This is a genomic window from Candidatus Koribacter versatilis Ellin345 (assembly GCF_000014005.1).
Classification (GTDB): Bacteria; Acidobacteriota; Terriglobia; order Terriglobales; family Acidobacteriaceae; genus Korobacter; species Korobacter versatilis_A.
In genome coordinates, this window is sequence record NC_008009.1 from 537746 (window position 1) to 558449 (window position 20704).

The 20704-nt window shown below is 57.0% G+C and carries 9 protein-coding genes; 6 read left to right on the top strand and 3 right to left on the bottom strand.

The features are described 5' to 3' along the window. Window positions 1–36 precede the first annotated feature (36 nt). On the top strand, window positions 37–2349 hold the full coding sequence (locus ACID345_RS02290; RefSeq protein ID WP_011521258.1) for an Ig-like domain-containing protein: 2313 nt from the start codon (window positions 37–39) through the stop codon (window positions 2347–2349). A gap of 80 nt (window positions 2350–2429) precedes the next feature. Here the strand turns inward: ACID345_RS02290 and ACID345_RS02295 are convergent, their stop codons facing one another. Continuing rightward, on the bottom strand, window positions 2430–3866 hold the full coding sequence (locus ACID345_RS02295; RefSeq protein ID WP_011521259.1) for a NapC/NirT family cytochrome c: 1437 nt from the start codon (window positions 3864–3866) through the stop codon (window positions 2430–2432). A gap of 371 nt (window positions 3867–4237) precedes the next feature. Here ACID345_RS02295 and fdnG point away from each other — a divergent pair, with 371 nt between their 5' ends. The 4 genes from fdnG to ACID345_RS02320 all read left to right on the top strand — a co-directional run bounded on the left by fdnG (window position 4238) and on the right by ACID345_RS02320 (window position 12117). Further along, window positions 4238–7285, top strand: a complete 3048-nt coding sequence (gene fdnG / locus ACID345_RS02305; RefSeq protein ID WP_266190232.1) for a formate dehydrogenase-N subunit alpha — start codon at window positions 4238–4240, stop codon at window positions 7283–7285. After that, on the top strand, window positions 7282–9471 hold the full coding sequence (locus ACID345_RS02310) for a 4Fe-4S dicluster domain-containing protein (RefSeq protein ID WP_011521262.1): 2190 nt from the start codon (window positions 7282–7284) through the stop codon (window positions 9469–9471). The genes fdnG and ACID345_RS02310 overlap by 4 nt, the downstream gene beginning before the upstream one ends. 3 nt (window positions 9472–9474) lie before the next feature. Continuing rightward, window positions 9475–10323: a formate dehydrogenase accessory protein FdhE gene (locus tag ACID345_RS02315; RefSeq protein ID WP_011521263.1), complete on the top strand. Its 849-nt coding sequence runs from the start codon at window positions 9475–9477 to the stop codon at window positions 10321–10323. 228 nt (window positions 10324–10551) lie between these two features. Beyond that, a complete protein-coding gene (locus tag ACID345_RS02320; protein WP_187148926.1) occupies window positions 10552–12117 on the top strand; it encodes a maltoporin in 1566 nt (521 codons plus the stop codon). 74 nt (window positions 12118–12191) lie between these two features. On the opposite strand, the gene ACID345_RS02325 is transcribed toward ACID345_RS02320, so the two are convergent. Together ACID345_RS02325 and ACID345_RS02330 are read right to left on the bottom strand one after the other, a co-directional pair. Then, a complete protein-coding gene (locus ACID345_RS02325; RefSeq protein WP_011521265.1) occupies window positions 12192–12710 on the bottom strand; it encodes an Lrp/AsnC family transcriptional regulator in 519 nt (172 codons plus the stop codon). 136 nt (window positions 12711–12846) lie between these two features. After that, window positions 12847–16428: an Ig-like domain repeat protein gene (locus ACID345_RS02330; protein ID WP_011521266.1), complete on the bottom strand. Its 3582-nt coding sequence runs from the start codon at window positions 16426–16428 to the stop codon at window positions 12847–12849. 571 nt (window positions 16429–16999) lie between these two features. Between ACID345_RS02330 and ACID345_RS02335 the strand changes: the two genes are divergently transcribed. Then, entirely contained in the window at window positions 17000–20230 is a 3231-nt protein-coding gene (locus ACID345_RS02335; protein ID WP_041855361.1) for an FG-GAP-like repeat-containing protein, read from the top strand. Window positions 20231–20704: the final 474 nt, after the last annotated feature.

Sequence of the window (20704 nt, forward strand, 5' to 3'; positions counted from 1 at the left end):
GGGGGATGCCGGGCTGCACTCTTTGAAGGGGAAAAGATGATGAAGCAGCATGGTAGGAAACAGTCGGTTCGATGGCAGCTGTTGCTGGTTGTCGCACTACTCGCAGTTCTCTCGGCCTGTGGCGGAAGCAGTTCCAAGACAATCGTACCGCCTCCCACGGTGGCGGTTGCGGTCACACCCGGATCTGCGACCGTTCCCGTGGGAACGTCGCAACAGTTTTCGGCAACGGTTACCGGATCGTCGAACACCGCCGTCACATGGGCAGTGCAGGAGAGCGACGGTGGGACGATCGATGCCGCGGGTAATTACACGGCGCCGATGAAGTCAGGCAGTTTTCATGTTGTAGCGACCAGCCAAGCCGATACATCGAAGTCGGCAAATGTCGGAGTCAGTGTAACGGCTCCCGCGCCGGTGTTCAGCACGACGGCACCGACGGCATCGGCCGAAGGAACGCTGTACTCGTACGTGCTCTCGGCCAGCGATCCAGCGGGAACGCCGGTCACCCTAGCACTTACCTCTGCACCGGATGGCGCAGTGTTCTCCGCCGGAACAATCTCGTGGACGCCCACCTGGAACCAGTCACGCAAGTCGAACAACTTCGTCGTCACCGCAACGTCAGACGCGGGCGGCACCTCCACGCAAGAGTGGACGCTCGCCCCGGATGGCACGGTGTACGGCCACTACTTTCTGCATTTCTGGGGAAGTGGGAGCGATGTGGTCATCCCGGAGCGTGACTTCTCGGTTCCTCCCATTAGCCGCGATCCCGGAATACTTCTCGTCTGGGCTCCCCAATCTGATGGCTCTCTTTTGCCCATTCCCGGAGTTGGTTTCGCCGACGGTACTTTCAAGTTTTCGGGCGTTCCCCCGGGAAACTACATCGTGTCGCTCGAAGGACACGCTGATCAAGTCCAGGGCATTTGGGCGAACACCAGCACCTTCTATTGGGACGCCGATGAGAACGGATACCCGCCACTCGATCCTTCGCAATGGTGGCCGGAGGCACTAGTCATCAATACCACCGGGCTTGATCCGTTTGTACTCGCGACCGATCAGTTCAGTCTTTATGACCGCGATGGCTATTGGGATTTCACAGGCTGGCTGCCTGACGGCGAAACAACCTACACCTTCGCGACTCCGTACCTGCTGGAAAACGCCCCCAGCCGAACAGACCGCTGGGTAGCCGTTGACGTGGAGGGTGTGCCGGGTACCGACCCGTTCACTTCCCACGTGATGGGACCGGCATGGGTGCAGCCCTTCTCGGCGATTGACGACGGAACGACGGTGAACTTCTCCGGAGAACTCGTTCGCACCGTGCCTCAAAGCATGGATCTGAACGTTTCTTTCTCGAGCTTCGCAAGTGCATTCACTTCGGCTGGGCCCGGACCCTCGACTCCGTACATCTTCGAGGCCATGGCGACGTCGGAGGTCAAGGTCCCAAAGAGTACCCTGTCAGATCCTTCGATCGGTCAGGATACCCCGATCTTCGCCGATGCAGCCATTTATGGCCCAACCGTCGAAGGCGATCCCGATCCCTGGCCCAAGGACGCGAAAGGCAACGACATCTGGCCGGATGACAAGAGCTACGGCACTCTGAACTACAACAATCCTTTTGGAGACGGAGAAAAAACGGTCTACATCGTTGATGCTCGTGCCAACTTCTCGATCCCATTTCCTGACTCGTCCGATCCGCTTCCGTGGGCCGTGGACATAAGTTACGCCACAACCGCTCCACTGAGTGGTCCTATATCTTCGATCCTCTCTCCGCCGACAAACGGCAAGGCTGACGACGTAGACTTCCTCACCGGTGGAACCGTCGCGAGCACGACTCCAACCCTGCAGTGGGACACCCCCGCGACGCGTCCCAATGAAGCAACCGATGCTGTGACCTACGACATTTTCATTTGCGAGCCGCAGAGCGCTGGAGGTAAAGGAGGGAAGGGCGGCGGCGGAGGAGTCACTTGTGTCCTGTCGCTTTACGTCAGTAATGTGGACACAAATTCGTTCGTAGTGCCCACAGGTATCCTCCAGGCGGGCCACTCCTACATCGTCACTCTCACGGCGGTGTCGCAGAGGGATTACGATCCGATCAACGAGCAGCGATTCAGCTATCCAGTGGCGACCTCGCAACTCGCTTCCGCCGCAATCACCGTCGCAGGTTCCACGAAGAACTCAGCCCACTCTCAAGCGAACAAAACCGCGCATCCGATTGTTGGCGTCAACACCGCGCAAAGCAGGACAGTGCTTCCGACGGTACGTGGCAGCGCTCACTCCATGCGCTTCCGCTCACCCGCAGGATATGCTCCCGGCTTCGTGGAAAAGCAACAACCCAAACTGCCAGCCAAGCAATAGATGCTCACAAAGCTGGTCCAAAGTCCGAAGAAAAGGCCACCGATTGCCGGTGGCCTTTTTGTTCACGTTTTGTACTCGCGTCATTTTCGCTGAAGAGCGGAAATGCGCTCGGCGATGCCAAGCTTCTGAAGAATTTCCGGAGATGCCTCGTCCATCGCCAGGGGTTCGTGACAGCTGTTGCAATCCTGCGGAATGGTTTTGCCTGAACTTGAAGTGTGCGAGCCATCGTGACAGCGGAAGCAGCCGGGGGACTCAGTGTGGCCGAGATTGTTCGGATAGGTTCCCCATGTAACTCCAAGCTCCGGAAAAACGTTGCGGTTGTAAATCGCGAGGACCGCTTTCCCGGCACGATCGACTTCTGCCCCACGCTGGCTGTAAACGCTGGGATAGTTTTGCTGATAGTAGGCGTTTAATTGGGAAGGAATCTTCTCCGACGCCTCTGCCTGGCTCGTGTAAGTCGCCTGCAGCAATTGCGCGCTCTCCTTCTTGACATAAGGCAGGGTCACGGCAATCTCTCCGAGCGCGAGTGCTTTGTCCAGTCCAGGCTCGGGCATTTCGAACGTGTGAGTCGGACGGTTGTGGCAATCCACGCACTGCATCTCGATCGTCGCCGTGCCATCCGGCGCCGCCTTCTGGCTGTCGGATGCGACGAACTCTTCTTTTAGGCCGGAAGACTCATTCTCATACTGTACCCGTGTAATCGTCTGTCTCTTAGGATCGGATGCAGCAAACCGGATGTGAATTCCGGGGCCGACATGTGCGCCGTGAATGCCCTTATATTTGTCCCCCCCCACCATCATTAGGAGGACGGTCTGCGTCCTTGTATTGGTTTCGTCCGGCGCATATTTCGTCAGAACTCGTAGATTCACGCCTGAGAATTTCTCCGGCCAATGGCAGTGTTCGCATGTCTCCCGCGCAGGCACGAGGCGGTTGGTTTCGATTGCGGAAGGAATCGGCTTGGGGCTGGATTTTAGAATTGTCTCTACGAGCTGGCGCGTGCCCGCCGCTTTACTGCTGACCCAGCCCGAAGCGCCGGGAGCAACGTGACACCCGACACATTCCACCCTGGAGTGGGGCGAGTTCTGGTATGCCGCGTACTCCGGCGCCATTACGTGGCACGTCCCCCCGCAGAATTGAGGTGTCTCCATGTGGCTCACGGCGCGATAGGAAACCTGTGTGCCTATTAGGATGTTCAGGACTGTCGTCACGCCCACGACGATGGCGATGCGGCGCAGTGCGTTCTTCCGATCGAACCCACCTGACGAAAAACCGTGACGGATCCGGCGTTTTGCCAGAAAGAGCCCGATTGGGGTGAGGACGAGCCCCCCGAAAAACACCACGGGAAGAAGAACGAACGCAACCAGTCCCGCATACGGATTATCCACATGCCCGCGCAATTGAACTGGCAGGATGAATATCCACGTGAGCACTGCGGTGATAACGAGCACGACCCCGGTCACGCTCAGCCAGTGCTGCGAAATCAAAAACCACGTTGGTCGCTGATTCGGTTCAGGCACGGTTCCCCACTGACCTCGTTTTACGAGCTTTCCTGAGAGTGTAGGAAATCTCAGGCTGCCGACATACTGTCAAAACGCGCAGGATGGCGTTTACAAAACTCTACCCGGATTCGGGTCTACCAACGTCCCGACAGGTAGGGTCGTGATGCTGACAGAAGTGACAGTTTCGTGGGCAGTTGACTCTGTGCGAATTTATGTCGCAAGGGAAGTTGTGACCGCTCGAAAGTGAACGGTGGGGAGCGCAGACTCATCTGCGCAACACAAGCAAGCGAACCAGGGGGAGGCGCATGGCCGCGTCCGAAACGCCCAAGCACGACGATGTCAACGTCCCGCAAGATCGCGTTCAGACAGCTCTCAGCCGTCGCGATTGGCTGCGGCTCACGATTGGAGCAAGCGCCGGTCTCGCGCTCGGCTCACTGGTCGACGTGAAGGCTGTGCGTGCCGCGAATGAGAGTCTAAAACTCTCGAACGTCCGCGAATTTACAACCTCCTGCAACTTCTGTTCGTGCGGATGCGGTATGGTCGCGACCGTGCGCGACAACAAGCTCATCACTCTCGAGGGCGATTACGACCACGTCGTAAACGAGGGGTCATTGTGCGTGAAGGGGATGTCTATGTTTCCCACGCACGCGTCTCCGCAGCGCAATCAAGTGCCCCGCTATCGAGCTCCCGGGAGCGATCACTGGGAAGACATTACGTGGGAGGATGCGGTTGAGCGCATCTCGCAGAAAATCCGCAAGACTCGCGACACCACTTGGATCGCAAACGAGAAGGCAGGCGACACCGAAGTCCCAGTGAATCGTACCGACGCCATCGCCTTCCTAGGCGGCGCCCAAAATACCAACGAAGAGTGCTACCTCTTCCAAAAGTTCGCTCGACTGCTCGGAACGGCCTACGTGGAACACCAGGCCAGACTTTGACACAGCCCCACCGTCCCCGGTCTGGGGGCATCATTCGGTCGCGGCGCTATGACGAACCACTGGGCCGACATGCAGCATTGCAAGGCGATCCTGGTGGAAGGCAGCAACGCAGCCGAAAACCACGTCATGGCCATGAAGTGGATCCGTAAAGCGCAGGAAAACGGCGCCATCATTATCCACGTGGACCCGCGGTTCACACGAACCTCCGCTGGAGCCGATATTTTCGCCCGCATTCGGCCGGGGGCAGATGCAGCGTTCTTGAACGCGATGATTAACCACATCCTGGAGAACAAACTCTACGATCAGGATTATGTGGAGACACACACCAATGCTTTGATGATCGGGAACGCCGACTTCGACTTCAAAGACGGCCTGTTCAGCGGATACGACGAAGAAGGTCACAAGTACAAAACGGACACCTGGGGCTATCAACTGGATGGTTCCGGGAAACCACGTCACGCGACAAGCCTCGACGATCCCCATTGTGTGTTCTCGACGCTGCGCAAGTTCTTCGCGCGTTACACGCTCGAAGTCGGCGAGCGCATGTCCGGCATTCCCGCGGCACAGATCAAGCTGATTGCCGAGACCATGGCAAAGCACCGCCCTGGGACGATTCTCTATGCCCTTGGCATGACGCAGCACACGACTGCTGTCCAAGGCATCCGCGCCTTCACCATCTTCCAACTTCTTCTCGGAAATATTGGGAAGCCGGGCGGCGGCGTGAATGCGCTCCGCGGCGAGCCAAACGTTCAGGGCGCCTGCGACATGGCGGTTCTGAACAACTACATGCCGGGCTATCTCAACTACCCGGTGCATACCGAGCCGACACTCGCGGCATGGACCGTGAACAACGGCAGCTTGCGGCGTAAATATCTGGTCAATACGTTGAAGGCGTTCTACGGCGACGCAGCCACCGCAGAGAACGAGTTCTGCTACGCGTGGCTGCCGAAGCGAAATAGTGCAAAGGATTACAGCGCCTACGGAATCTTCGAGAGTGCCCTCGCCGGCAACATGAAGCTGCTGTGGATCGCGGGTCAAAATCCCGCAGTGAGCTCTCCCAATCTCAAGCTGGTTTTTGAAGCGCTTGGAAATCTGGAAACGCTGGTTGTGCAGGAATTGTGGGAGACCGAAACCGCCGCGTTCTGGAAACGCCCCGGAGTTGATCCGAAGTCCGTGAAAACGGAAGTATTCCTGCTTCCGGCCGCGTTCTTCATGGAGAAGCAGGGCACCATTACCAACTCGGGCGCCATGGTGCAGTGGAGATACAAAGCCGTTCCACCTCCCGGACAGGCCAAGCCTGATGGCGAAATCGTGGATATCGTCTATCGCCGAGTGCGTGATCTGCTGAAGGATTCGACCGATCCCAAAGACCAAATCGTGAAGCGTGCGTTCTGGACGTACACCACTCCCGAGGATGTCTTGCGGGAGATCAACGGCCGCGCCCTGCACGATATTCCAGGCACCGACCTGAAAGCCGGTACCCTCGCGAGCCGCATCGCCGACCTGAAAGCCGATGGTTCAACCTCTTCTGGCTGCTGGATCTACGCCGGGGTCTTTTCAAAAGGCGAGAACCTCTCGAAGCGGCGTGACCACCGCACCGACCCCGGCAAACTTGGCCTCTATCCGAACTTCGGATGGACCTGGCCGAACAACATGCGGGTGCTTTACAACCGTGCTTCCTGCGATCGCCATGGTAAGCCCTATCCCGGTTCGAAACCGATCGTATGGTGGGACGAAGAAGCGAAGCGCTGGACTGGCTATGACGTTCCCGATGTGCCGGTAATCACTGACGGTCCCAACACGCCGAATGGACAGCGAGCGTTCCATATGAATGCCGAGGGCGTAGCGCGCCTCTTCGCTGCCGTTTACAAGGATCCAGAACCTGCCAGCGATGATCTGTGGCGCGACGCCAGTTACGTCCCCAAGGACGGTCCGCTGCCGGAAATGTACGAACCCGTGGAGAGTCCGGTAGAGAACCCGATGCACCCGAAGGTGCGGAATAACCCCATGCTGAAGTATCCGCGTGTCGGTAGCATCCATCAACCCATCGGCACCGCGAAAGATTTTCCTTACGTCCTTATGACCTCAACCGTAGCCGAACATTGGTGCGGCGGCTCCACGACTCGCAACAATCCCTGGCTGAACGAGTTGATGCCGGAACCTGTTTGCGAGATCCCAGAGGTCCTAGGGTCGAAGCTTTCCGTTAAATCCGGTGACTGGGTGAAGGTCTCGTCGGCTCGAGGAGAAGTTGAAGTGAAGGCTGTCGTCACACCGCGCATGCAGCCGCTCCAAATCGCGGGACAGCAAGTCATCATTGTCTGGATGCCCTACAACTGGGGCTTCCAGGGCCTCTCCACTGGCCCGAGTGTGAACCACCTCACAATCGACGCCGTGGATCCGGGGGCAGGTACGCAGGAGACGAAAGCGTGTCTCGTAAATGTCGTCAAGGTTCGTGACGCCAGCGCAAGGCGTTCCGATCCCAGAGGGAGGCGCGCATGACCGAACCCGCTGGTGGAATTCACACGAAGACGACCCTGGTAGACATCACGAAGTGCATCGGCTGCCGCGCTTGCCAGGTGGCGTGTAAGCATTGGAATGAGGGCGAGGGGGAAGCAACCGAGCTCGAATACAATCTTGGCTTCCAGAACCCCGCCACGCTCTCTGCCAAAACCCTTACGCTTATTACTTTCCATGAACTGCCCAACGAGCAGGCGCAGGGTGGATTGAATTACCTCTTCACCATGAGGCGCTGCCTGCACTGCCTCGAGCCCGCTTGCACTTCTGCCTGCCCGACGACGGCGCTAGCCCGGATGGCAGACGGCCCAGTGGGTTACGACGCAGACAAGTGCATCGGGTGCAGATATTGCGTTTGGGCATGCCCTTGGGGAGTGCCGACCCCCGAGTGGGACTCGCTAACTCCGAAGATCAAGAAGTGCACGCATTGCGCCGATCGTGAGGACCAGCCGGTACCACTGGAACGGAACAGCGTGCCGCTTACAGCGGATGAAACCGACCGCTACAAAAAGTCCATTACCACGCCTGCATGTGTGAAGGCCTGTCCCGCCGACGCCCTCACCTTCGGCGATCGCGACAGCATTCTCCAGGACGCCCACGCGCGGATTGCTGCCCATCCCGACAAGTACGTTGACCACATCTACGGAGAAAAAGAGGCAGGCGGCACTACCGTTGTATATCTGTCCTCTGTTCCCTTCGAGAAAATCGGCTTTCCAGATGTAGGCACAAAGCCATATCCCGGATTCTCGCGAACGGCACTGCATGCAGTGCCGCCTGCAGTCATCGCAGTCGGCGCAATGCTGGGAGGCGTGTACTCCTTCATGAAGCGACGCACTGTGGCGCTCATCGCCGCAGCGGAGAACAACTCCGCACTGGCTTCAAAACCGAAATTCGCTCCGCTGGACGCGCCGCTCCTGACACCTTTTAACTGGGGTCTCCTGGCGCTGATGGCGTTCGGTGTCATCTCTTTGATCACGCGCTTTGTCCTCGGACTCGGCGGAAGCACGCATCTATCAAACACCTACCCATGGGGTCTCTGGATTGTGTTCGACCTCGTGTGGATCGCCGTGGCCGCGGGCGCATTCGCCACAGCCGGCATCATTTATGTCTTCCAGAGAAAAGACCTTTATTCGCTGGGAAGATCGGCCGTCCTGATGGGGCTGCTCAGTTATTCCTTCGTCACCGTGACGCTTATCGCCGACCTTGGCTTGCCGTGGAATTCGTATCAACTCGCATTGCAATCGCCGGAACAATCCGCGATGTTCGAAGTCTCGTGGTGCGTTGGTTTGTACGTCACGATTCTCTTGCTGGAATTCCTGCCGGTTCCGTTTGAACGCTGGGGGTTGGCAAGAGCAATGGCCATCTGGCAGAAGTGGTCGGGCGCTTATGTTGCCGGTGCCGTAACGCTTTTCGTATTCCTGCTCTCGAGGAACTACGTCTACGCAGCGCTCGCGGCCGTTGTGTTCTCCGCGCTCGCATGGCTATTCCGCGCCAAGGACAAGAAACCCGAACCGATCATCCTTGCGATTGCGGCGGTCACCTTGTCCACCATGCACCAGAGCTCTCTGGGATCGCTCTTCCTGCTGATGCCGGACAAACTCGCTCCGCAGTGGTGGTCGCCGGTCATGCCGATCTCGTTCTTCCTCTCGTCGATCGCAGCCGGAACAGGCTTGGTGATCGTGATTGAGATGTGGATCGCAAGGGGCTGGAATCGACCCACCCCCATGCGCCAACTGGCGGCGATGGGTCAGATCACGTTTTGGTCTCTGCTCGTCTACGCCATCTTCCGACTGGCGGACATGGGTGTTCGCGGGCAATTCGCCGGCGCCTTCGGCGGCACCATGGGCGCTCTGTTTATCGCGGAGTTGGTTGTAGGTTTCGTGATTCCGCTCGCGTTGCTCGCCCGACAGTCTTCTCGAATGCTCCCAAGAACATTGTTCCTCGGGGCGAGCCTGACGACTGCCGGTGTGGTATTCAATCGCATCAATGTTGTTTATTTTGCGATGCATGTAAAAGGCGCGATGCCGCAGGTCGCACCCGAGCACTACGCTCCATCGATCTTTGAGTGGGGTATCTCGGTCGGCTTGATCGCGACGACGATTTTCCTCTTCGGACTCGGCGTGCGCCTGATGCCGGTTTTGCCCGCGAAAGAGACAATCCAGGGTGACTGACGCATGCTGAACCGAGATGCCTGGCTCGCTCGTCATCCTTATCTCGTTGCACTCGCAGACCTCGATGCCAACGTGCGCAGTACCCTTGACGGCATTGGCATTGCGCCAGCAGCCACGCCCAACTTCGAGGACTATCGCGCCGAGTACAAATCCGGTGTGCCGCTGCTTCACAGCTCCGCTCTCGTTTTCGATGTCGAAGCTCCAACCAGCTTTCTGCTGGAGCTCATCGAACGCCTATCGCGACGCTCCGATATCGGAGAACTAGCCCCGCAATGCTGGGAGCTGCATGCGCAGTTCTCGATGGATCATGGCAGTGCTGCGCGAGCCATGGCTGCACTGCTTCATCGGACAGACGAATCGGAAGCCCAGATCGGTGTACTTCGCTTCCTCGCATGGAAACTCATGCGAGTTTATTTCTCGCCAATGTTGAGGTCCTTCGATGCCTGGCGCCCTGAAGAGCAATGGCTTCTCAGCTACTGCCCCGTATGCGCGTCGCTTCCAACTATGGCTCAACTCACCGGCCAGGAGCCAGGCCGAATGCGGCACCTGCATTGTCCATGCTGCGGCACGCGTTGGCGGTTCCGGCGGACCGGCTGCCCCTTCTGCGAACGAGAAGATGATCATCGACTGGCGGTGATTGCAATCGAAGGCGAAGGCGGGCTGCGCCTGGACCACTGCGATTCATGCCAGGGCTATCTCAAGACTTACGATGGAGAGGGAAACGAAGCCTTGCTTTTGTCCGATTGGGCGTCCCTGCACATTGATGTGCTGGCAAACGACCGGGGACTGCGAAGCTTGGGTGCGCCTCTCTTCGACCTCGCGGCACTGAGTCAAATCGCGAGCGGCACCTAGTTCACCAGAATTACTGGTCGTCCTATCCTGCCACTGTTCGCTCGCATCTCCTGAATGCAGTCAAAGTTCTAGTCACAACCGCGAATCTTGCCAGTCTGTCAGAGTTGGCAGTTGGAGATTCTCCAAGCGTCGCCTTTCATTAGGGCTGAAATTTTCATATTTGGCGCTGCGGCGTTCGCTGGAATCGACTTCGCTTGGATGATCGCAGCCTTACGCGGAGGCCGTCCTATGGTTGCAAGAATCGGCGTAGCGTCCACCCTGCTGCTACTCTGTTCCCTTTTCTTTTGCGTTCCGTCCTTGGATGCGCAGTCCGCTCAAGACCTTCACAATGAACTTGAGCAGATGAAGCAACAGTACGCGCAAAAGGTCGCCGAGTTGGAATCGCGGATCGCGACCCTCGAAAAACAGAACGCGTCAATTGCTGCCGCGACGCAGCAGAATACGGTGACAGTTACAGACTTGCAAACGGAGGCCTTGAGACATGCTGAAGGGCCGGCCGATAAGCTGACACGCGACGAACGTACCCAGATCGAGCAACAGGACGCGGTAAATGCCCCTCGCTACGATCTCGTCCGCGATGCCGAGATGGAGATCGCGAAGCTTAAACAGCAAGCAAAACTCTTTGAATTCCACGGCTACTTGCGTTCAGGAGCTGGAATTAATAGCGAAGGCGGCCAGATGGTTGCGTTCCAGGCGCCTGGTGCCGGCGCGAAGTACCGTCTCGGCAATGAGGCCGACACCTATGCCGAATTGACGCTCGTCAACAACTGGATCAACTCGCAGCACGAGACCGATAAAGCCTGGTTGAAGACAACGGTAACGGTGCAGGCCGACACGACTCAATCTACGAATTATGCGTCGACCGACAAGTTTCGTTTCCGCGAGGCCTTCGTGCAGATGGGCAACTTGCTGGAGAGTCACCCTGAGGCCAAGTTCTGGGCAGGTGAGCGCTACTATCGTCGCGTGAACATTGACATCAATGATTTCTACATTCTCGACACCGCCGGTTATGGCGGTGGAGTGGAAGATTTGAACCTTAACTTCGCGAAGACTTCACTCGCCTACTTCATTGGTGCGCATGAGGACATCAATACCGGAAGCGGTCGTTATGTGAAGAACATGCTTGATGCGCGGCTGTATGACATCAAGGCGCCTCTTGGGAAAGTGGGACTTTGGTATGACTACTCTTTCTCGAAGGGCGGAACGACGACGGACACGAATACCGACATTGCATCCGTAGGAGGATGGGCGCTCGGATTTACCCATACGCGTACGGAATGGTTAGGCGGATATCACCGCTTCACCTTCCAGTACGGCGAGGGCGCCGCCGCGAACTTCAATTCCGGCACTGCCGATCCGACACCTTTCCTGCCGGATGCCAAGACCTACCGAGTTACCGAAAGCGTGGTTCTGCAGCCATCCAAGGTATTCGCGATCCAGCCGCTCGTCATCTATCAAGAGCAGTCCACCGGCCATCCAGACGAAGGGAACGCGACTTGGCTGTCCTTTGGCGCGCGCCCTGTGATTTTCTTCAACCAGCATGTCTCGCTTGCATTCGAGCCCGGCTTCGACCGTACGAAAAGTCCTACCGGTGCATACGAGGGTTGGGTCCGCAAGTTCACAATCGCTCCGCAGATCGGTGCAGGACGGGAATTCTTCAGTCGCCCCGTGCTGCGAGCATTCGTCACTTACGCAAACTGGTCCGATGGTTTGAAGGGCTATGTCGGCGGTCCGGTCTACAAGGACAAGACCTCTGGCTGGAACTTCGGAGTGCAGGCTGAAACTTGGTGGTAACACTCAGTCTCACGCTGGGCAAAACGAACTGCGCCCAAGCTAACTTGAATGTGGCTAATGTGTTCTCAGGCTTTCTACTTTTTTCGATCGGCTTTTCGCTTGGCCGGTCGAGACGTCCCTTTTTTCTTGGGGATGGGCAGCGATGTGGAGTATTTAATGCGCTCAAGAGAAATATTGGAGTGGGTGGCGAAGATACTCGGAACTCCGATTAAGCTTCCTTGCATCCAGGAGTTGAATTCCTTCACCCCCGGAGTGCGCACGTGCAGCAGGAAGTCTGAGTCTCCGGTCAGCGCGTAGCACTCCACAACTTCAGGCATGCGAGCGACAAGTTCTTTAAACTCGTCCATGGCTTTCAATGTCTGTGTGTTGAGTCGAACGCTAATAAAAACGTCCAGATCGAGGCCGAGGGCAGAGGGATTCAGAAGGGCAACATAGCGTTCGATCACACCATGCTCCTCGAGTCGCTTCACCCGTCTCGCGCATGACGGCATCGATATCCCCACGCAGTCGGCTAGTTCATGGATCGGCCGTCCTGAGTCTTGCTGCAATTCGTTGAGGATCATCAGGTCCGCTTCATCAACTTTGAACGTCAAAACCCGCCCCCACAGTGAAGAATCCAGTGCTCAAATTTGAACTGGAGCAAAAATAAGCGTGGGGTCGCCGCGTGTAAAGAAGGAAATGGCCAGCAATCAACCCTTCAGTGGGGGACTGCCGGCCATCGAAGGTGCACTACTGAACGGTAATCGGTATTTGAATCGTGGTGGTATTGCCCAATGAGTCAGAGGCCCGGACAGCAAGGGTGGTCTGGTATTGGACGTCGACGGATGCTGCTGCGGAAGACGATGGCAGATTGTGAGCGTCCCCACCATATTGCGCAACCGCAGAATGCTGCCCGTATGCAAGTGTCGTGGTGGTGAACGTGGCTGTACCGTTGCTAACGGAAGCCGTGCCTAATTGCGATGAGCCGTCGATGAACGTGACCGTGCCTCCCGCTCCCTGACCAGAAACCGTCGCCTTGAAGGTGAAAGTACTGCCATACCCTCCGGCGGTTGGCGTTGCGCTGAGAGTAGTTGTGCTTGCCGCCGGAGAATGACTGTCATTCCCGCACCCGAAAGTGACCAAGCAGAACGCCATGAACACAATGAGCGAAGCAAGACGCGGTTTGCGTCCGACTGGCAGGCAGAGGAAAACGACAGCAAATGCCGCACCTGTTCCGGAGATAAGCTCAAGGTGAAGATTTGCCTTGTGTGCGGGCGCCGAACGATGCGTACCGTTCGTTGCCGGAAAGACAGCATTCACTGTGAGCGTAGACGAAGCGGTGGAGGATCCCGCTCCGAGCGTAGCCGGGCTGAAGGAACAGGAAATCCCAGCAGGGGTTGGAGAAGGACAGGACAAGGTAATGTCGGCTGGAAATGGGCCGCCATTCGCGGTGAGAGAAAGGGCAGCGGTGGCAGATGATCCGGAAGTCACAGTCACGACCGAGGCCGTTGAGGCGAGCGTAAATGGAGGCGTGTACGTGACCGAAACTGCCGAGGCCGAGGACGCATTATAGTTCCCGTCTCCGCTGTAGTCGGCCACCACACTGTTGGCTCCCTGGTTGAGGGCCTTCCCGTCGACATTGATGGCGGCCCTCCCAATGGAGTAGCCGCTGGCGTCAGTATCGGCATGGACGGATGTCGTGCCGAGGGTTGCCCCCGTAGTGGAATCGGTGAACGTCACCGTTCCCGTGGGGTTCATCGCTTTGCTCGAGGTCGCAAGCATGACTTGGAACGTGACGCTTTCGCCGGCGGAGATAGCGGCCTTGCTCGCATTCAATGTTGCCGAAGTCGATGCCTTCGCGATGGTGATGGACGTAGGATCGGAACTGCTTGGCGCAAACGTCGCATCACCGGCGTAATGCGCTGTCACGGAGTAAGTGCCGGGAGCCGTTCCGGTGACAGAAAAGGCAGCATCGCCGTTTCTGAGAGCGAATGGCCCAAAGCCCACACCAGTCGTGCCAGCCGCAGTGATCAGCGAAGCGTCACCAGAAGGTGTTGCCCCTCCACTCGATGCACCGACAGCAATACTTCCGGTGAGCGTGGAACCGTATGCGATCGAGTTAGAGTCCAGCGTGAGGGTCGTAGTTGAGGAAGAGAAAGTTGTGGTTGCATCGGACCACGAATCCACCAGATTGAACGCATTGATGGTGCCGAGGCCCGAAGTGAGATCGTATCCCGCGTTCGAACTATACGAAGGCAGCACTCCAAGGAAATGAGAGGAGTCGTTCAGCGTGCAATCGAGAGTGCCGGAAGCGCATGGCATGGCATTACTGCCAAGTGAAACATCATAAAACGTGCATGCGTTGACGGTAGTTGCTGCCGAAGTGTCGCAGGCTGCTGCGCCTGATCCGCTGTACTGCTTTCCTGCAAGTTTGTAGAGGTCGTAGTTGGCGTTTCCTTGCGAAGAATTGGTCTTCTGATTTACCAACGCCATGACACCGGCAAATGCCGGCGAAGCGAAGGAAGTTCCGCCCGCAGCCAGCATTTGGACGTCGTCGCCGGAGTCGAGGTTGCACGCGAGATCGGGTGTTACATCAGATTCGCAGAAGACGTAGAAGCTGCCCCACAATCCGCTGCCGGCAAAAAGCGAAACGTCCGGGATGTCGCGCACCGTGTCTGCAGGTATGCCGGGAACGCCAGACTGCCATGCTGGTTTCGTGTATCCGTCTGTGCAGGTGGTGGGGTCTCCCCCACTGGAATTCGTGCAGGCACTCGCGCCGCCGCCTCCACCTACAACATTCGCGACGTACGGAGCCAAGTCGACGTCGTTACAAAGATCTTCGGTCGTTTTGTCCGGATACCCAAGCGATTGGTAAGCCGCTAGCAGCTGTGGATTGCCGCAACTGTTGTTCCAGGGGAGCTCCGGCATGTACGACTTCGCCGACTGTTTCGATGTGGGATCGTTTGTGGCGTTCCAGTAATTGCTCGCGTTGAGATAGGTGCCGTAGAGATCGGTCCCGCCAACAGCGACGTTATAAGGAGTTGACCCGAGCCCGTTGACCGCAATTCCATACCCCGCGAAGGGCTGTCCTTGATCGCACGCGGCGGAACCGGCATCGCCCGCAGAGACCATTACGGTGATACCTTCTGCTGCGGCCTGGCGCCACAATTCGTTGATCAAAGCATTTCCAGCATCGCCCAGACCGACTTCGCACTCACCGTAACTCAAGCTCATCACGGGAGCGAGCGCATTGTCGATGATGTATTGCGCGGAGAGTTCAACGCCATCCGACGTCGTCGTGCTGGCAGAGGCCACAAAATTGATGGTGGCATTCTTCGCGATTGCACCCGACCACTCGATATCGAGATCGGATTCACCCTCGTCGCCGAATTGGAACCCCGGATTCCCGCCGTTGTAAATCACGTTGAGTTTCTTAGCGGGCAAGCCGAAGTACGAGCGAAAGGCATCGACGTCGGCCGGGTTGATGTCACTGCGTCCCGCAATGGCGATGTTCTGGCCGGTGCCATCAATGCCGGCGTCCCAAAGAGGCTTCACGTTGTAGATCTCGGCGAAGTCCGCGGGCCCTACCGCAAAGAAGTCGCTACCCGAAATTTTCGTGTTGAACTGCGGTGCTCCCTTCGAAGGTCGCCACTTCGCATCGCCCTTGTGACGGGTGACCCCACCGAAATTGGCATGCATGGGCATCAGTGGAAAATCGTTCAACTTGGCAATCCCAACCACCGCGAGCGCCAGTGCCGCTGGAATCTGTGGGTTGGTGGCGTTCGCGATCTGCAGCTTCCCGTTCACTTTGTACTGGTGAAGGGAAGTGTGAAATGCCGCGGAGAGCTGCGCATGCGTACCGGAAAACAGAATGACATTGTTGCCCTTGGCTACGCTGTCAATGGTAAACCCGTGGGAACGAAGCCACTGCGTGATCGTGGCGACATCATGACCGTTGCTACCGAAGCGCTCTCCGAACTGTTGCGGGGTAAGCCAGTGGTGATAGGCAGTTGCCTTCGGGTTCTTCTGATCATCGAGGTATTTCTGCAGCTCGAGCTCCTGAGCGGGGCTGCGTCTCAGAATCAAAATCATTCGGCTCAACGCAAGACTTCCATCCGCCACGCCTTGATCGACGGAGGCGCGCGCCGCCGGGTAGACGTTGCCCTTCAACTCCACGAGGTTGCCGTCATCGATTGGCTGAGTAATCAGTGCAGCCGCTGAATTATTTGAAGATTGGCCGAAGGCTGTGAGAGACAGGCTGAGGATGACTAGCAGCGAAAATCGAAGGCGGTCGCAATTTCTATAAATACCCGCCGAGATCGAGCGACCCATGGGTTCTCCGTCAAAAACAAAAGTAATCGTCCCGAGACCTCCCCGCCGCCTGTATATCTTGAGACGATGCGAATTTCACTCGCACGAGGAGTTCGCACATTTTATTCGAGAAAAACAGATACTACGTAAAAAAATATCATGTGGGACGAAAAATATTGAAAAAACTCTCAACTGTCCTTAGTCTAACGAACCATAGATCAGGGTCTCAGAAAAAGTCGTGTAACGATGTTTCGATGCCGAGTCCTGGTTCTGCCACCGTTGTCATGATTCATAAGAAATAACCCAGGAGAGTCCCGTGGGTCACTGCGTTCGTCCCCACTATTACCTCGCAGTCATTCTGTTTGCATGCTCTTTCGTATCGGTCTGCAGCGCAGCCGGCAATTCAAAGCGTGAGACCAACGCTTATACGAAGCAGGACCTAGCGCGTATGCGCAATGGCGTGCGTACTCATTTGCCCGCGCAACCGAGCTTCAAGGGAAAGATATTTCCCTTCAATCGCCCACCCTCGTCAGATTCATCGGAGAGAATTCGTAACTCCGCATTGGCCCGAGCGAGTAGTTCAACCGCGTCCATGCCAGGACTACTTGGCGCACCTTATGTCCCCGCAACGATCGACAGCGACACTTCTGGCGTGTACTCATCGGCGTCCACTGATGTCGATGGCAAGAGTGGAATCGATCTGGTGACCGTGGACTATGACGGAACCTTGAACGTGCTTCTGAATGACGGTCATGGGAAGCTGGCTCTGTCCTCCAGCAACACCTCCGCCGTGGCGCTCAATCCAGGCATCGTTTACATCGAAGTCGCTGACCTCAACCACGACGGACATCCCGACGTGGTTGCGATGGATGCCTCAAACAGCGCCTTCCTCGTGTTTCTGAACAATGGCGACGGAACGTTTGGCGATGCGTCGAGCGTGTCGGTGGCTCCTGCAAGTGGCGCCAACTATTTGAACGGGGGCTCCTTCGCGGTTGGCGATGTCAATGGTGACGGCATCCCAGACGTCGTGGCCATCTCGAACCTTCAAAACGGAAGCTATCCCACCTACACCACGGTTTTCTCGCAGCAGACTTTCCTTGGAAATGGCGACGGGACTTTCGCTGTTCCTGGGAGCAGTACGGACGTGACCTTGCCGGGTTTCCAGTTCGTGCAATACGGGCAGGGAGTCGTCATCGCTGATCTGAACGGCGATAAGAAGGCCGATATTGTGACCGAGTATTACGACGCGATCAATTACTGGGTGACCGTGGCGGGTAGCCTAGGTAACGGGGACGGCTCATTCGCCGCGATCGGATCCGGTTCGGCAGTGCGCGCTGTTCTCGGCATTCATTCGGCTTTGCGCGTTCTTGATCTCAATGGCGACAAGAATCCAGACGCGGTCTTCATGGTTGGTGATGGGAACGCGTATGTTGCCCTCGGAAACGGCGACGGTACCTTCCGCTCCTCAAACACCGTACTGCATGGTCTTCCGGCGGCCCAGGCATTTCAACTGGGCGACTTCAACGCCGACGGTTATCTCGATTTACTTGTCTTCAACATCGGCAGCCAAGCCGTCTATGCGGGGCGCGGCGATGGGACGTTTAATCCAGAGCCAAAAGCTCAGTACGGTGGAAACCAGGCTGGCACTCAGGAGCCCTCACCCGCGGACTTTGACGGCGATGGCTTCGTCGACTTCGTGATTGTGGACCCCGCGTATGGAACCGCGTCGCTCTACTACGGAAATGGCGACGGAACGTTTGTCGCCCAGCGTGCGATTGCTCCGTCGAACTCATCTTCGACGATCCCAAACGCGCAGGAGGCTCCGAGCAACTTTGTCGCAGTGGCGACCGGCGACGTCAACAACGATGGCCTGGCCGATGTGCTCGCTTACGACTACACGAGTCCGTTTTACACCGACTTTCGCATGTACCCGGATGTGGTGCTTGGCATCGGCGATGGCAAAGGTGGGTTCAGCTTCACAAAGCTGGTGTCGGGTTACCAGTTGTGGATTGCAAAGGGGTTCGCGGTGGCCCCCATTGTTTCCGACTTCGACCACGACGGAAAGTTCGATTTGGTGCTTGAGACTGACACTGGCCTGTCGATTGCACTGGGGAACGCGGATGGCACGATGGGAGCGTTCAAGGCGATCTCGCTGCCCGTCGCGAGTTCCGGCTGTTCTTTCGGAAACTTCGACGTCGGCAATATCGATAACGACTCGAACGGAAACCTCGACATGTTGATCGCATACAACGGTGAAGGTCCGAATTGTATCGGCAACGACACCCCCTCCGGCTACTTCGTCCTGCTTGGCGATGGCAAAGGCGGTTTCGATGCCGCGTTTACCCCATATGGCGGATACGTGTCTGAGACCAAATTGATCGACTTCGACGGAGATGGCATTCTCGATATGGCGGTCGACGACGGTTACCAGACCGGCATCCTCATCTGCAATAGTTGCCCCACGCCCATCACGGTTCTGAAAGGACACGGCGACGGCACCTTTGATACCGACGGCGCGCACCTGGTGCTGGATGGTTGGCGCATTTCATGGCTAGTTGTGGGTGACTACGATCACGATGGCAAGCAGGACCTGACGCTCTTGTCGCGAGGCCAGCGCGATGATGCGTCGGGTGGCCTCGTGGACGATACCGAAGGCATACTCCTGCTAAAAGGCAACGGCGATTTTACGTTTAAAGATCCGGTGCTAATTGCGAAAGATACTTTTGCGACCCAGGCGCGATACGTCGATTTAAATGGCGATGGGTTTCCTGACCTCATCTTTGCACTCGACATGTCATTCGAAGCGGTGCCAACTTACAGCGGCTTGGTATTGATGCAGAATCTTGGCGACGGCTCTTTCTCCGAGCCGATGAACTACCTTGAACCATTCGGTACCGAGCAAATCTCCATCGCTGACTTTAACGGCGATGGCGCGCCCGATGTGTTGGTAGCGCCCTATTTCTACGACGGATTCACTCCCTCTGTGCTGTTCTTGAACCAGGGTGGAGACTCCCTGAGCTTGACAGCAACACCGAACTCCGTGACGCAGGGCGAAGACGTGGTGCTGCGCGCTACGTTGAACGCCGTTTTAAGTGGAGCCTCTGGCTCTGTAACGTTCACGTCGAACGGCGCGGTGATCGGAACCGCTGAGTTGAGCACAGGTTCGGTCGCCGAACTTACTACATCGGAGTTACCCGCAGGAACCGACACCGTGACGGCCACCTACGCCGGAGATGCGAACCATAACGCAGCGACCTCGGCGGTCGCGAGTGTCTCGGTGCAAAGCTTGGCGCCTTCGTTCAGCATCAACGCCACTCCACCCTCACTGAATTTGAAGGCTGGGCAATCTGGATCGGTGACGTTGAACCTTGCGGCGAACGCCATGTTCAGTGGATCAGTCAGCTTTACCTGTTCCGGGCTGCCTGCCAGTGCGAGCTGCTCATTCTCGCCGGCTTCGGTGGCACTCGATAGCGGAAAAACTGGCACCGTTACTCTACAAATAAAGACAGCTGGCACCAGTCAGGCGCGCGCAATTACCAACCGCTCGCTGTGGACTTCTGCTGCGGGACTCGCGCTGATGCAGTGCCTGTTGCTGGTGCTGCCGATCCGGCGTCGCAAGCTCGCACGATTGTTCGCGAGATACTCCGCGGGCCTGCTCTGCCTTCTGATGTTGGTTGGCATTTCTGCGTGCGGCGGGAGCAGCCATGACAGTTCAGGTGGAACACCAACCGGCAATTCGACAATCACTGTTACAGGGAGCGCCAGTTCTGGCTCCACGACAGTGACGCAGACTGCCTTGATTTCTGTCTCAGTAACCAACTAGGCCGTCAATAACCGGCGCTCAATGGGTTCATTGCAGCGCCGGTCAGTCCTGGAAACTCACATTTCGCAGATCGTTTAGCTGTTCTTATCCTGTCACTCTTCGTACGAATCCCATGAATGCAAGCTCCGTAACTTGCGGAGATTGCGTTCGTCTGAGCGAGCCAAATCGTCCAGATTTACACCGGTTTTGTACACCGGTTGTACACACCAATCGCAGGGTTCCCGCTGTTCGCAATGCACTCTACGAGATCCGAGGACGGTTGTTTGTCGACCTCTCGTTGCGTTCGCCATCATCCTGGATCAAGTTTTCTTACAGCTCTCACATCTCAACATTGCTAATCGGGAGCGTGAAGCAGTGACATTGGATTCCCATAACGAGACCGGTCGTGAAAAGACGTGCGCTCGTTCGATCGGGCGAGACTACACTTCGTGTGCTGAAACAGGGAGCTCAATCTGGTTTCCCTTATACCGATGG